General features: G+C 71.8%; 11 protein-coding genes and 1 pseudogene. 5 read left to right on the forward strand and 7 right to left on the reverse strand.

Annotation, left to right across the window (positions count from 1 at the left end; translation table 11 throughout):
• Window positions 1-1,539: a phytoene desaturase family protein gene (locus ACTMTU_RS27945; RefSeq protein WP_441266223.1), complete on the forward strand. Its 1,539-nt coding sequence runs from the start codon at window positions 1-3 to the stop codon at window positions 1,537-1,539.
• A 510-nt stretch (window positions 1,540-2,049) separates the two neighbouring features.
• Here ACTMTU_RS27945 and ACTMTU_RS27950 read toward each other — a convergent pair.
• Window positions 2,050-3,873, reverse strand: a complete 1,824-nt coding sequence (locus ACTMTU_RS27950; protein ID WP_441266224.1) for a serine hydrolase — start codon at window positions 3,871-3,873, stop codon at window positions 2,050-2,052.
• A 159-nt stretch (window positions 3,874-4,032) separates the two neighbouring features.
• On the opposite strand from ACTMTU_RS27950, the gene ACTMTU_RS27955 reads away from it, so the two are divergent.
• Together ACTMTU_RS27955 and ACTMTU_RS27960 are read left to right on the forward strand one after the other, a co-directional pair.
• Window positions 4,033-5,139 (forward strand): NAD(P)H-dependent flavin oxidoreductase, encoded by a 1,107-nt coding sequence (locus ACTMTU_RS27955; RefSeq protein WP_441266225.1) that lies wholly within the window; start codon window positions 4,033-4,035, stop codon window positions 5,137-5,139.
• Window positions 5,139-6,713, forward strand: coding sequence for an acyl-CoA synthetase (locus ACTMTU_RS27960; RefSeq protein ID WP_441266226.1), 1,575 nt, complete (start codon window positions 5,139-5,141; stop codon window positions 6,711-6,713). The genes ACTMTU_RS27955 and ACTMTU_RS27960 overlap by 1 nt, the downstream gene beginning before the upstream one ends.
• A gap of 237 nt (window positions 6,714-6,950) precedes the next feature.
• Here ACTMTU_RS27960 and ACTMTU_RS27965 read toward each other — a convergent pair.
• Together ACTMTU_RS27965 and ACTMTU_RS27970 are read right to left on the reverse strand one after the other, a co-directional pair.
• Window positions 6,951-7,792: pseudogene (locus tag ACTMTU_RS27965) on the reverse strand (class I SAM-dependent methyltransferase).
• 95 nt (window positions 7,793-7,887) lie between these two features.
• The gene (locus ACTMTU_RS27970) at window positions 7,888-8,628 is read right to left on the reverse strand and encodes a class I SAM-dependent DNA methyltransferase (protein ID WP_441266227.1); all 741 of its coding nucleotides are present in this window, start codon (window positions 8,626-8,628) and stop codon (window positions 7,888-7,890) included.
• Between the two features lie 264 nt (window positions 8,629-8,892).
• Here ACTMTU_RS27970 and ACTMTU_RS27975 point away from each other — a divergent pair, with 264 nt between their 5' ends.
• Complete coding sequence (locus ACTMTU_RS27975; protein ID WP_441266228.1) at window positions 8,893-10,002, forward strand: calcium:proton antiporter; 1,110 nt, start codon at window positions 8,893-8,895, stop codon at window positions 10,000-10,002.
• Window positions 10,003-10,052: 50 nt separating this feature from the next.
• Here the strand turns inward: ACTMTU_RS27975 and ACTMTU_RS27980 are convergent, their stop codons facing one another.
• The 3 genes from ACTMTU_RS27980 to ACTMTU_RS27990 form a co-directional block, all read right to left on the reverse strand.
• Complete coding sequence (locus ACTMTU_RS27980; protein ID WP_441266229.1) at window positions 10,053-10,451, reverse strand: DUF2267 domain-containing protein; 399 nt, start codon at window positions 10,449-10,451, stop codon at window positions 10,053-10,055.
• Between the two features lie 78 nt (window positions 10,452-10,529).
• Window positions 10,530-10,925, reverse strand: a complete 396-nt coding sequence (locus ACTMTU_RS27985; RefSeq protein ID WP_441266230.1) for a DUF2267 domain-containing protein — start codon at window positions 10,923-10,925, stop codon at window positions 10,530-10,532.
• Window positions 10,926-11,033: 108 nt separating this feature from the next.
• Window positions 11,034-11,468 (reverse strand): Hsp20/alpha crystallin family protein, encoded by a 435-nt coding sequence (locus tag ACTMTU_RS27990; protein ID WP_441266231.1) that lies wholly within the window; start codon window positions 11,466-11,468, stop codon window positions 11,034-11,036.
• Between the two features lie 132 nt (window positions 11,469-11,600).
• Here ACTMTU_RS27990 and ACTMTU_RS27995 point away from each other — a divergent pair, with 132 nt between their 5' ends.
• Entirely contained in the window at window positions 11,601-12,275 is a 675-nt protein-coding gene (locus tag ACTMTU_RS27995) for a hypothetical protein (protein WP_441266232.1), read from the forward strand.
• Window positions 12,276-12,374: 99 nt separating this feature from the next.
• Here the strand turns inward: ACTMTU_RS27995 and ACTMTU_RS28000 are convergent, their stop codons facing one another.
• Window positions 12,375-14,048 (reverse strand): tetratricopeptide repeat protein, encoded by a 1,674-nt coding sequence (locus ACTMTU_RS28000; protein ID WP_441266233.1) that lies wholly within the window; start codon window positions 14,046-14,048, stop codon window positions 12,375-12,377.
• Between the last annotated feature and the right edge of the window lie 263 nt (window positions 14,049-14,311).

A 14,311-nucleotide genomic window follows, 5' to 3' on the forward strand; every position in this document is an offset into this window, starting at 1 on the left:
ATGCCCGCACTCGCCTCGTACGACGCCGTCATCGTGGGCGGCGGCCACAACGGCCTGGTCGCCGCCGCCTATCTGGCCCGCGCCGGACGCTCCGTCCTGCTGCTGGAGCGCCGGCCGCACACCGGGGGAGCGGCCGTCTCCACCCGTCCGTTCCCCGGTGTCGACGCCCGCCTGTCCCAGTTCTCCTATCTCGTCTCGCTGCTGCCCGACAAGATCGTGCGCGATCTGCGGCTGGACTTCGCGGTGCGGGGGCGCACCGTGTCCTCCTACACGCCCAAGGGCGACGGCGGCCTGCTGGTCGGCGGCTTCCGGACCCGGGAGTCCTTCGCGGCCCTCACCGGCGGGGACCGCGAGTACGAGGCGTGGCGCGAGTTCTACGGCATCACCGGCCAGGTCGCGCAGCGGGTCTTCCCGACGCTGACGGAGCCGCTGCCCACCAGGGACGAGCTACGGAAGCGGGTCGACGACGAGCAGGCCTGGCGGATGCTCTTCGAGGAGCCGATCGGCGCCGCCATCGAGAAACGGTTCACCGACGACCTGGTCCGCGGGGTCGTCCTCACCGACGCCCTCATCGGCACGTTCGCCGACGCCCACGATCCGTCGCTGGTACAGAACCGCTGCTTCCTCTACCACGTCATCGGCGGCGGCACGGGCGACTGGAACGTGCCCGTCGGCGGGATGGGCGCGCTCACCGACGCACTGGCCGCCGCGGCACGCGACGCGGGCGCGGAGTTCGCGCTCGAACACGAGGTCACTCGGATCGAGACGGACGGCGAGCGCGCCGAGGTCGCCTACCGGAACCGCGCGGGCGAGGGCGCGGTCGCCGCCCGCCGGGTCCTCGTGAACGCCTCACCGCAGGCGCTCGCCGCGTTCCTCGGAGAGGAGAGCCCGGAACCCGCGGAGGGCGCGCAGCTGAAGGTCAACATGCTGCTGCGGCGGCTGCCGCGGCTGCGGGACACCTCCGTGGCCCCCGAGGACGCCTTCTCCGGCACGTTCCACGTCTCGGAGGGCTACGGTCAACTGGCCACCGCCTACCGGGAGGCCGCCGCGGGGCGGCTGCCGAGCGCTCCGCCGTCCGAGATCTACTGCCACTCGCTGACCGATCCGTCGATCCTCTCGCCGGAACTCGCTGCCCAGGGCTGCCACACACTGACGCTCTTCGGACTGCACACCCCCGCCAGGCTGTTCGCCGAGGACAACGAACGAACACGCGCGGAGCTGCTCGCCGCGACGCTCGCCGAACTCGACGCGTGTCTGGGGGAGCCGATCGCCGACTGCCTCGCGCTCGACGCGAACGGCGAACCGTGCATCGAGGCCAAGACACCGCTGGACCTGGAGCGGGAACTGCGGCTGCCAGGCGGCCACATCTTCCACCGCGACCTGTCTTGGCCGTACGCCACCGACACCGGCGCCACGGGGCGGTGGGGCGTGGAGACCGCGCACGCCAACGTCCTGCTGTGCGGGGCGGGCGCCGTCCGCGGAGGCGGAGTGAGCGGCGTGCCGGGACACAACGCCGCGATGGCCGCGCTGGGGCGCTGATGCCCGCACGGCGGGCGGCCGCGCGGGCCCAACGCGGGCCGCTCCCGCGCCGAGCTCGGGCTTCCGGCACCCGCGCCCACCGCTCCCGCGGCGGATTCGTTCGGTCCCGGCGCGGGCGTGCGCCGGTCCTGGTCGGGTACGGGGGCGCGCGCCTGAGCGCGGCCGGGCGGCTGAACCACGAGCGTGCCCGAGCGCTGGTCCCGGGTGCTGGCGCGACACGCGCGGCGGGGCGCGCCCTGGCGTGGCGTGCGGTGCCGGGCTCCGTCTCGGTGCAGGCACGCACCAGGCCCGGTCGGCTACCGGGTTGCCCGCGCCCGAGCGCTGGTCCCGGGCGCTCGCGCGACATGCGTGGCGGGGCGCGCCCGGTCGTAGGGGTCCGGTACCCCCGGCAGCTCGCGTGCCGGTTCCGCAGAGATTCCGGGCCGGGGCTCGGCCCCGCGGCGGGCGTGCGCCGGCCGGGTGCCGGCGCCCCGCGGCGGGCGTGTGCCGGTTCCGGTCGGTGAGTGGTCGTCAGTCCCTGGAGGCCGTCCAGCCCTTGGGCTCGATCAGCGCGGCGTCCTCGGGGCGTGCCTCGTCGAAGGCAGCCGGGCCCGGCCCGTCCTCGACGCGGATGGCGTCGACGTAGGCGCCCCGGCCGACGTAGAGCTGGTCGGTCGCGTACCGCCAGCGCAGCCGTACCGGCGCGCCGCGCCACGCGGTGAGGTCCGCCGTGGCCCGGTGCCACGCCCGCCCGGACCAGCCCGTCGCCGAGCCGGCCGGGTGGGGCTCCTCCTCGCCGCCCCTGCGGGCGGCCGTGAACGGGACCGGCCGCCAGGTCACGCCCTCGTCCTGTGACGCTTCGAGGTACAGAGCGTCGGAGCGCGGTTCGGTGTCCCACCACAACGAGCACCGCAGCAGGGGCCTGGCCGAGGCGAGGGCGAGCGCGGGCAGAGTGAGGGTCGCCGCGGTGGAGCCGGCCATGCCGGCGAACCAGGCGGTGCGGCCGTGGTCGGGACGGACGGCGACGGCCCTGGCCATGTTGTTGGCGGCGGCGACCCGGGGCGCGCTGCCGGACCGCCAGCTGCGGACGGGATGGACCGAGTTGCCGAGCACGATCAGGAACGAGTCGGTGGTCGGGTCGAGGACAAGGCTGGTGCCGGTGAAGCCGGTGTGCCCGGCGGTCCGCGGTGTCGCCATCGCGCCCATGTACCAGTGCTGGTAGAGCTCGAAGCCCAGACCGTGCTCGTCGCCGGGGAAGGCGGTGTTGAAGTCGGAGAACATCAGCTCGACGGAGGCCGGGCGCAGGATGCGGGAGCTGCCGTAGACACCGCCGTTGAGCAGCGTGCGGGCGAGGACCGCCAGGTCCCAGGCGCAGGAGAAGACGCCGGCGTGACCGGCCACGCCGCCGAAGCTGTACGCGTTCTCGTCGTGGACCTCGCCCCACACCAAGCCGCGGTCGAGTCCGGACCAGGGCAGCCTGGCGTCCTCGGTCGCCGCGATCTTCGGCTTCCAGGACGCCGGCGGATTGAAACGGGTGCGGTGCATCCCGAGCGGAGCAGTGATCTCGTCATGGAGCAGCGCATCCAGCGGGCGACCGGTGATCTTCTCCAGCACGAGCTGGAGCGAGATCAGGTTGAGGTCGGAGTAGAGGTACGTGCTGCCCGGCGGGTTCGCCGGGGCCTCGTTCCACAGCCGCTCGAGCCTGGCCTCCTGTGTGGGCTCCCTGAACAGGGGGATCCAGGAACGGAAGCCGGAGGTGTGCGTGAGCAGCTGACGCACCGTGATGTCCTGCTTGCCCGCCCCGGCGAACCGCGGCAGGTAGGAGGCGACCGGGGCCTCCAGCTCCAGCGTGCCGCGCTCGATCTGCTGCACCGCCAGGACGGACGTGAAGAGCTTGGAGACGGACGCCAGGTCGAAGACGGTGTCCTCGGCCATGGGGATCTGCTGGTCGGCCGGGAGCTCGACGGCCGTGTCGGTCTTCTCGTCGTACGCCGAGTAGCGCAGCGCCTTGCCGATCGCCCGGTGCAGCGCCACCGTGCCGCCCCGCCCGGCGAGCAGCACCGCACCCGCGTACCACGGGTGCTTGGGGGAGGGGGCGAGGAACTTCTCGGCGTCCGAGACCAGTTGGTCGAGATGACGGGTCAGCAGCCCGGCCCGCTGCGGAGTGCCGCGCCGCAGCGTCGGCCGGTGTCCCGAGCCGCTCCCGGGGTCCGTCCCGCCGGCGCCCGAGCCTCCGTCGCGCCCGGCGGCTGCCGCGAAGGGGACCGGTCCCAGGGCGAGCGCACCGCCCAGCGTCAGCACCCCACCGCCCAGCCTTCGTCTGCTGATCCCTCTGCCCGCCGAGTCGTCGGTCATACGGACCCCTCTCTGCGCGTCTTTGAAAGTATCTTTCGGATCTTCCGCGACACGTGAAACTTTCTTGCGGTCCTCCGGGTCTGTCAACCACTCCAAAGAATCTGACGCTGCATCAGGAAACGTCTTCCCTCGTCCGGCGTCCTACGGCATCCTGCGCCCATGGAGACGGAGCTGAGCAGACAACTGGGCATCGAGCACGCCATCTTCGGCTTCACACCGTTCCCCGCGGTGGCCGCCGCCATCAGCCGTGCCGGGGGCTTCGGCGTACTGGGCGCGGTCCGCTACACCGCGCCGGACGACCTGAGGCGTGACCTCGACTGGATGCAGGAGCACACCGGCGGCATGCCCTACGGGCTCGACGTCGTCATGCCCGCCAAGAAGGTCGAGGGCGTGAGTGAGGCGGACGTCGAGGCGATGATCCCCGAGACGCACCGCAGATTCGTGACCGACACCCTCGCCCGGCACGGCGTACCCGAGCTGGCCGAGGGCGAGGCCTCCGGGTGGCGCATCACCGGCTGGATGGAACAAGTGGCCCGCAGCCAACTCGACGTCGCCTTCGACCATCCCGTCAAACTGCTGGCCAACGCCCTCGGACCGCCACCCGCCGACGTCGTCGCACGCGCCCACGACCACGGAGTCCTCGTCGCCGCCCTCGCCGGCAGCGCCGCTCATGCCCGCCGCCATGCCCAGGCAGGCATCGACGTCGTCGTCGCCCAGGGCTACGAGGCCGGCGGCCACACCGGTGAGATCGCCTCCATGGTGCTCACCCCCGAGGTCGTCGAAGCGGTCGGCCCCTTGCCGGTCCTGGCGGCCGGCGGCATCGGAAGCGGCGAACAGATCGCCGCGGGCCTCGCCCTCGGTGCCCAGGGCGTCTGGCTCGGCTCCCTCTGGCTCACGACTACGGAGGCGACCCTCGGATCCCGCGCCCTCACCGCGAAACTCCTGGCCGCGGGCTCCGGCGACACCGTCCGCTCCCGCGCCCTCACCGGCAAGCCCGCCCGCCAGCTGCGCACCGCCTGGACGGATGCCTGGGACGACCCGGCAGGACCCGGCACCCTGCCCATGCCGCTCCAGGGACTGCTCGTGGCGGAAGCGGTCTCCCGCATCCAGCGGTACGAGGTCGGGCCGCTGCTGGGAACCCCCGTGGGCCAGATCGTCGGCCGCATGAGCTCCGAGCGCAGCGTGCGCGAGGTCTTCGACGATCTGACCCGTGGCTTCGAGCAGGCCGTCGACCGCATCAACCGCATCGCCGGAAGGAGCGCGTGATGACCGGTGCTCCCGTAGACGCTTCCGGGCCGGCGGGGAACGGCTTCTGGGCGCAGGCCGCAGCCGACCCCGCCCGCACCGTACTGACCGACCCGGCCGGCAGGAGCTGGACGGCAGGCGAGCTGCATGCCGCCGCCAACCGGCTGGTGCACGGGCTGCGCGCGGCAGGCCTCGGACGCGGGGACGCGTTCGCCGTCGTCCTGCCGAACTGCGCGGAACTCGTGGCCGCCTATCTCGCCGCCTCCCAGGCGGGCTTCTATCTGGTCCCCGTCAATCACCACCTGGTCGGCCCCGAGATCGCGTGGATCGTCTCCGACTCCGGCGCCAAGGTACTCGTCACCCACGAACGCTTCGCCGACGCGGCGGCCGACGCCGCCGACGAGGCGGACCTGCCCCGCACCCACCGCTTCGCCGTCGGCGACGTGGCCGGTTTCCGCCCCTACGAGGAGCTCCTCCAGGGGCAGCCGGACACGCCGCCGGAAGGCCGCACCCTGGGCTGGGTCATGAACTACACCTCCGGCACCACCGGCCGACCGCGGGGCGTCCGGCGGCCCCTGCCCGGCAGACTCCCGGAGGAGAGCCACCTCGGCGGCTTCCTCGGCATCTTCGGCATCCGGCCCCACGAGGGGAACGTGCACCTCGTCTGCTCGCCGCTGTACCACACGGCGGTGCTCCAGTTCGCCGGCGCGGCCCTGCACATCGGGCACCCCCTCGTACTGATGGACAAGTGGGCGCCCGAGGAGATGCTGCGCCTCATCGACACGTACCGGTGCACGCACACCCACATGGTGCCGACACAGTTCCACCGCCTGCTCGCCCTGCCCGAGGACGTGAAACGGCGCTACGACGTCTCGTCGATGCGGCACGCCGTCCACGGGGCGGCGCCCTGCCCTGAGCACGTCAAAAGAGCCATGATCGACTGGTGGGGCGGCTGTGTGGAGGAGTACTACGCGGCGAGCGAGGGCGGCGGCGCGTTCGCGACGGCCGACGAATGGCTCAAGAGGCCCGGCACGGTCGGCAGGGCCTGGCCGATCAGTGAGCTGGCCGTCTTCGACGACGAGGGCAACCGGCTGCCGCCGGGAGAACTCGGCACGGTCTACATGAAGATGACGACCGGTGGCTTCAGCTACCACCGGGACGAGGCCAAGACACGGAGCAACCGCATCGGCGACTTCTTCACGGTCGGCGACCTCGGCCACCTCGATGAGGACGGTTACCTCTTCCTGCGTGACCGCAAGATCGACATGATCATCTCGGGCGGGGTGAACATCTATCCGGCCGAGATCGAGGCGGCGCTGCTCACCCACCCCGCCGTCGCCGACGCGGCGGCCTTCGGCGTCCCGCACGCCGACCGGGGAGAGGAGGTCAAGGCCGTGGTGGAACCGGCGGACGGCCACTCGCCGGGCGACGACCTCGCCGCCGCGATCCTCACCCACTGCGCACGGCACCTGGCCCCCTACAAGCGCCCCGGATCGGTGGACTTCGTCGCCTCCATGCCACGCGATCCCAACGGCAAGCTCTACAAGCGACGCCTGCGGGAGCCGTACTGGGAGGGCCACGAACGCGCCATATGACCGCGGGCGCACGGACGACGGGCGCAGCGCCCGCACCCGTCGCACCCGGCCCGAACGTCGGCGTCCGTCGGTCGCGTTCCCGCGCACGACGCGTGCAGCGGTACAAGGGCACCGGCGGACAGCCGATTCACTGATCCGCCGGTGCTCCGGCTCGGCCGGAGCCTGTGTCGCCGGACCGTCGCCGGCGCCACTGCGTCACGCGTGGTCCGGTCGCTCATCGCGGCGCGCCGGGCGGCGTCACCGCCTGTGCGACACGCCCAGCTCGATGAGATACCGCTTGGTCACCCGCCCGCCGTACTCCCCGTCGATCAGGTCCGCGACGCACGCCAGCAGCCCTCTCCTGGCGGCTTCGGGAAGAGCGCGGTGGCCGGAGTAGGTCCGCAGCAGGTCCAGATAGTCCGCCGTGGCGTACGTGAGGTCCCGCACGTAGCGGCGGAAGACCGTGGGGCCGAACCGGCCGCTCCGCGCGACCTCCTCGGCATGGTCGGAGCCGTCGATCTCGGCGGCCGCAGGAGGCCGCAGCCCCGGCGGGGTGGCCGGGTCGAAGCGCTCGTAGCAGCGCTGGACGTCGACGAAGAACTCCTCGGTGCCGCCCATCACATGTTGGCTCCGCACCACGGCGAGTGCGCCGCGCGGACGCAGCGCGTCGGCGGGGAACGGGCCATGCGTACCGCCGGGTCGATCCAGTGGAACGCCGTCGCCGAGACGACCGCGTCGAACGGTTCCCCGGGCAGCGGCCATGTCTCGAAATCCGCGGTCACCACCTCCACCGCCGAGGCCCCGGCCAGGTTGCGGCGGGCGACCGCGGCCATGCGGGGCCCTGCCTCGACTGCCGTGATCCGGCAGCCCCGCGCGGCCAGCGGCACCGTCGCCCGACCGGTCCCGCAGCCGACCTCCAGTACGCGGCTCCCGGTGCGGACACCCGCGAGTTCGGCGAGGTCGTCGTACAGCTCGGTCGGATATCCGGGCCTGGCGCGGTCGTACAACTCCGCGTCCTCGTCGAAGATCCGGCTCAGGCCCGGCCGCCGGGACTCCTCGGGGCTGTCGTCGCGTTTCGCTCGCGTGGTGTCGTCGGGCACGGGAGCAGGCTAGTGGCTGCGTGACAGGCCGAACCGGATGTGGACCGGGATGCCCTGGCTTCGTGCGGCTCGGCGTGTCGGCCCGGTGGCCGACCTCAGACCGGCTTGCGCCACACGGAGATGTGCTTGGTGGAGTCCTGGGTGAACGGCGCCCCGTCCCAGTCGGCGACACGGTGTTCCAGCTCGAGCCCGGAGATCCGTGCCATCAGGTCGAGCTCCGCGGGCCAGGCGTACCGGTGCCGGGAGTTGCTGCGGCGGTAGCGGCCGTCGTCTTCGTCACGGGTGAAGTGGTGCGAGACGAGAATCTGCTGGACCAGGTCGAAGGTGTCGAAGCCGAGGTGCTGCTCGGACACGTCGAACGGCACCGCGGTCTGGCCGGGCGGCAGGAACCGCAGCGGCGGCACGCCCAGCTCGATGACGAATCGGCCGCCGGGCCTCAGGTGACGTGCGGCGTTACGGAAGCATTCGACCTGCTCGTCCTGCGTGAGCAGGTTCGTGATCGTGTTGTAGACGAGATAGACGAGCGTGAACTCGCCGGGGACGACGGTCGTGGCCATGTCTCCGACGGCGACCGGGAGCGTGTCCTCGTCGACCTTGCGCCGCAGGACCGCAGCCATGTGCTCCGACAGTTCGATGCCCACCACCGGCACGCCGCGTTGCCGGAGCGGGACGCCCACGCGTCCGGTTCCGATGGCGAACTCCAGTGCCCGGCCGTCTCCGGCGAGCTCTGAGAGGAAGGCGAGGGTCGGTTCGAGAACGGCGGCCGAGGACATCTCGGTCTCCTCGGCGTCGTAGTGCTCGGCGGTCGCACGGGTCCACAGCTCACTGCTCGTCACGGGCGGCCACTCTGCCGGGCGTGGAGAGGCACTGTCGATGCATTTACCTTCTACCGAGCGGGATTTCGCCATGCCGTCCCGTGGCACGGCCCGAGCCCCCGCCCCGTCGACGGCACGCCACACCCGAGGGACCCGTACCCGTCGCGATGCGCTTGCCGCAGGCCGGTGGATTCAGCCGGCAGTCCGGCGACCGGCGGCGCGCCCCCGCGCGGGCGGCCGCGAGTCGTCGCGCGGTGACCGCCGGGCGCTGGCAGCCTGGCACCTATGAGCGCGGTGAAGATCAACTCCGTCATGGGCCAATGGACCGTCTGGGTGCCACTGGTCGCGCTGGTCGCCCTGGTGCTCAGCTGGGGCCGGGACCTGCCGCTGCTCGCGGTGGTCGTCGTCGCCTTCTGTCTGGCGGGTGCGGTCCTCGCCGCGGTGCACCACGCCGAGGTGGTCGCCCACCGGGTGGGGGAGCCGTTCGGCTCGCTGGTGCTCGCCGTCGCCGTGACCGTCATCGAAGTGGCGCTCATCGTCACCCTCATGGTCGACGGAGGCGACAAGTCGGCGTCCCTTGCCCGGGACACCGTGTTCGCCGCCGTGATGATCACATGCAACGGGATCGTCGGGCTGTCCCTGCTGGTGGCGGCCCTGCACCGCAGAGTCGCCGTGTTCAACGCCGAGGGGTCCGGCGCCGCGCTCGCCACCGTCGCCACCCTCGCCACCCTCAGTCTGGTGCTGCCGACCTTCACCACGAGCAAGCCGGGCCCGGAGTTCTCCTCCGCCCAGCTCACGTTCGCCGCGGTGGCATCACTGGGGCTGTACGGGCTGTTCGTGGCGATGCAGACCGTACGTCACCGTGAGCACTTCCTCCCGGTCACGCACGACGGGGCCGTCAAGGACGCCACGGACGAGGAGCGCTCGGCGGTGCCCGGCCGCCCGGTCGCTCTGCTCAGCCTCGTCATGCTCCTCGTCGCGCTGGTCGCCGTGGTGGGCGACGCCAAAGCGGTGTCGCCCACCATCGAGTCCGGCGTCGATTCCGCGGGGCTGCCGCACTCCGTCGTCGGCGTCGTCATCGCCCTGCTCGTCCTCATGCCGGAGACGCTCGCCGCGGTGCGCGCCGCCCGCCGGGACCTGGTGCAGCAGAGCCTCAACCTGGCGCTCGGGTCCGCCATGGCCAGCATCGGTCTGACGATCCCGGTGATCGCTCTGGCGACCATCTGGCTGGAAGGACCGCTGCTGCTCGGTCTCGGAGCCACCCACATGGTGCTGCTCGCACTCACCGTCGTCGTCGGCGCTCTCACCATCGTGCCCGGCCGGGCCACTCTGCTCCAGGGCGGCGTGCATCTGGCGATCCTCGCCGCGTACATCTTCCTCGCCGTGAGCCCGTGAGCCCGTGAGCCGGCGGCCGCCGGCCGGGCGGGGCGGGGCGGGTGGGACGGTCAGGCGGCCGCGGTGAGTTCCGCCCGGCCGAAGAGGAGCGCGTAGCCGCGGGGCAGTTCGGACAGCATCCGCAGGGAGAGGTCCTCGCCGGCGAGCTGCGCGATCAGGGAGAGGACGGTGCTGGTGGCCCAGCGCGCCTCCGGTCCGGTGCAGGCCGGCAGGTGTCCGGCGACGGCGTCGACGAACGTGGGCGCCGTCAACGGCTCCGTGAGCGGGATCTGGGCGGTGAGGATTGCGGCAGCCTCGACGGGCAGCAGGCGGGCGAGCTCACAGCGCTCGTCGCCGCTGACATGACTGCCCAGGACGGTCAACACGGCGCGCAGAACGTCTTCGGCCTCCTCGCCGGTCGCATAGCGGCCCGAATAGCGCACCTGCTCGATGAGCTGCTGCCACTGCACGGTCGGTGGTCCTCTCTTTCGTTGTGGTCCCGCCACGTCGGTGCCGCACCGCGTGGCGGGGTCGGTCGTGGTGTGTTGTCAGGTGTGCTGCGGTCGTCCGAAAAGGACGTCGTAGCCAGGGGGCAACTGGAGCAGGACACGGTGCAACAGCTCGTCGCCGGCGGCGTCGGCCGCCACGCTCAGCACCGCGCTGACGTCCCACTTCGCGGTCTTCTCCGTCGCCCCGTCGATCCATGCCGCCGTCGCCCGCACGAAGCGCTCGGGCTCCAGGGGCTCTGCCGCCTGGAGCGGATTGAGCAGGATCATGGCGAAGGTCTCCGGCAGCCGTGCGGCCAGCTCCGCGCGCTCATTGCCCACCAGATGCGCCCCGAGCAGGGCGAGCACAGTGCGGGCGGCCCGTTCGGCCTCCTGGGCCGATGAGTATTCGCCGCGCTCCTGCACGGCGTCGAGAAATGCCTGCCAACGCATGGCCATCTACTGCCCCCTGACTGTGCTCGCGGACTGTGCTCGCGACGGTGCGGAGGACGGGGCGGGAGGGGGAGTGCGTGGCGCCCCGTCCTCCTTCGTCGGGCGACGGCTGCCTCAGCCGCCGATCTGCTTCTTTTCGCCGCCGGCGCTGATGCTGATCTTGCGGGGCTTGGCGCGTTCGGCGATCGGGATGCGCAGGGTCAGGACACCTGCGTCGTAAGCCGCCTCGATGTGTTCGGTGTCGAGAGTGTCGGCCAGCATCACCTGCCGGGAGAAGACTCCCAGCGGCCGCTCGGACAGCTCCATCTGGACGTCGTCGGCCTTGGTGGCCGGTCGCCGTTCCGCCTTCACTGTCAGCATGTTGCGCTCGACGTCGATGTCGATCGCGTCGGAGGACACGCCGGGCAGATCGAAGGCGATCACGTAGACGTCGCCCTCGCGGTAGGCGTCCATCGGCATCGCGGACGGGCTCGACCATGTGCCGGTGGAACCCAGGAGCTGCTGGGTGAGCCGGTCGAGCTCACGGAACGGATCGGTGCGCATCAACATTGCAGAAACACCTCCACTGGTTCAGGCAGTAGTGCCAAGGCCAATGCGCTTCACCTGACACCGTTGTAACATGTCATCCATCCGATGACAAGGCGGAATGTCATTGAAAGGGTGACACCCTCAGGAGGCAGCGTGACCCCAGCCGACCAGCCCGGACCGCCGAGCAGCCCCGCTTCGTTGCTCGCCGCCACGGCGGCACTGCGGACCATCGACGAAGCGGTGCGCACTGCCCGTGCCTGCACCGGCCGTGACCACCATGACGACGGCGACCCCGGCCCCACCGGGCCGGATGAGGCCCTGGCCGCCCTGCTCCTGCTGCGTGAGATGCGCCGGCAGCTCGCCGGCTGGGAGACGGGCCTGATCGAGGCCGCGCGTGACGCGGGTGCCAGCTGGGCCGACCTCGCCCAGCCCCTCGGTGTCGCCAGCCGCCAGGCCGCCGAGCGCCGCTATCTGCGGCTGCGCCCCGGGGCCGCCGGCACCACGGGCGAACAGCGCGTCCAGGCCACCCGGGACCGGCGTGCCGCCAACCGCAGCGTCACTGCCTGGGCCCGGGACAATGCCGCTGACCTGCGCCGGCTCGCAGGGCAGATCGCCTCCCTCGGCGACCTCCCCAGCCAGGCGCGTGGCACGGTGGACGACCTCGTCCGGGCCCTCGGCGACGACGACGCCGCCGGCCTCGTCCGCCCGCTGATGGAGTCCCGCGCGCACCTTGGCGACCACCCGGAACTGGCCGCCCGCGTCGACGACCTCGATCGCCAGGCCACCCGGCTGCGCCGGAGCAGCGACCGGCGCCGTACCGCCGGCTGACCCCGACCCGCCGCCGCCACCGGACCCGCCCCGACGTGCGCCCCGCGCGTGCCTGCCCGACCGGGCAGGCGCCGGGCCCGCGCCGCCTCGATGTGGCGGTCAGCAGCAGCCGCCTTCCGCCGCGCCCCCGACCGCTTCGAGACGGCAGAAGCAGGACGCGTTGATCGGTACGTCCGCCATGGCGGACGCCAGCTTCAGTTGCTGGGCCACGATCTGCGCCTCCCCTGTCCTGCCCAGGCGCGTCAGGCACTCGTGGAATCCGTGCAGCGCCCATACGTTGCCGGGGTGTTGTGAAGGACGCGGCAGCGTGTCGTCGAGGCCCAGGTCGGCCCGGTAGACGGCCTCCGCCTCTTCCACGCGCCCCTGTTCGAGAAGCAGGGCGCCGTACGCGTGCCGGGTGGGCTGCATCCATCCCCACGGTTCGTCGTAGGGAAGATTGTCATCGAGTGCGATCGACCGCTCCAGCGCGGCGAAGGCGGCGTCGTGGTTCCCCTTGCGGTACTCCAGTTCGCCGTCGAGCATCTCCGACGCGATCGCGAGGATGTCGACGCAGGTGTTGTTGAACAACGTGCGTGAGTCGGGGACGCGGGAGACGGCCTCACGGAACTGTTCGCGTTCGCTCTCCGCCTCAGGAACCCGGCCTGTCGCCGAGAAGGCGACGCCGCGGGCGTAGTGGAGCATCGCCGTCGTCGCGCAGTACAGCTCCGGGTCGGCGGGCAGCGGCAGTCCCAGGATGTCGGACCAGAGGCCGAAGCGGATGAGCACGTGCACCCGCATGGCGAGGAAACTCTCCAGCCAGTCGGCCATGGGCGGACTCTGCACCCTCAGCAGTTCCTCCGGGATGGATGCCTCGAGCTGTGCGGCGGTCTCCAGGGCGGTCGCCGACCGGCCGAGGAACATCGCACCGTAGATCTTGAAGTGGTAGTTGTGCGAGCGGTACAGCGTGTAGAAGTTCATCGCTCCGGCCCGCGCGTAGTACTTCTCGTCGGCGGCGATCGCCGTGGTGTTGTCCGACACCACACGCCGGTAGTCCCCGCAGAGCACCTCCAGGTGTGTGGGCATGTGCTGCAGATGTCCGGCGTCGGGTACGAGGCCACGGAGCAGGTCCGCGACGGGCAGGGCGGCCTCGGGGGTCGGGGACATCTCCATGAGGTGGATGTACATGTGCAGGAGGCCCGGGTGCGTCTGCCCCAGCCCGGTGCCGATGGCCCGCTCGAGGACCGCCTTGGCCTCCAGCGTGCGGGAGCCTGCCGCCGGCAGCCCGGTCCGCAGGTCCCACAGCTGCCAGGGCGTGAGGTTCATCTGCGCGTCGGCATGGAGTGTGGCGACATCGAGGTCGTCGGGAGCGAGTTCGTACACCGCACGCATGCTGTCGGCGTAGGGCTCGTTCCACACCGAACAGTCCTCGACCGCCTCCGCCTGCGGATACCGGTACCGCAGCGCCTGGATCAGGGCCCGCTCGACGGCAGTGGCGCCGGCCGCACTCTCATGCGCTCGCTCGACGGCCGCGTGGGTACGTTCAACGGTTCGGGCCAGGTCCTCGCCGTCGAAGAACTCCCAGGGCTTGTTGTAGTTCGGGCCGAGAGCGTAGGCGATGCCCCAGTAAGCCATCGCGCAGTCCGGATCCGCCGCAGCGGCGGCTTCGAAGCAGGAGACGGCCTCCTCGTGGTGGAAGCCGTACGACCAGAGCAGCCCGCGGTCGAACCACATCTGGGCGGACGGGGAGGATGTCGTCACCTGGCGGGTGTAGGTGCCGAGATCGTAGTAGTCCATCCGTCTCTCCTCGACGTACGGCCCGGCCGGCCAGTGTCGCGTACGAGCCGTACGGCCCGACCGGAACATGTGGACGCGCCGCGACCGGCACGCACTGTCCCAACGCGGTGAAGGCCTTCGGGGACACCCGTGGCCGAGAGAGTCGGCAGTGGGGAGCGCTCGGCACACCGTCGTGGAAGGCGGCGCGGCGGGCACGCACGTGTCCGGCAGGCAAGCACAACGCACGGGTGCCGTGACCGGCCGAAGCCGTCGGTGGCGCAATG

The organism is Streptomyces sp. OZ13 (genome assembly GCF_052068155.1).
In the GTDB taxonomy this organism is placed as follows: Bacteria; Actinomycetota; Actinomycetes; order Streptomycetales; family Streptomycetaceae; genus Streptomyces.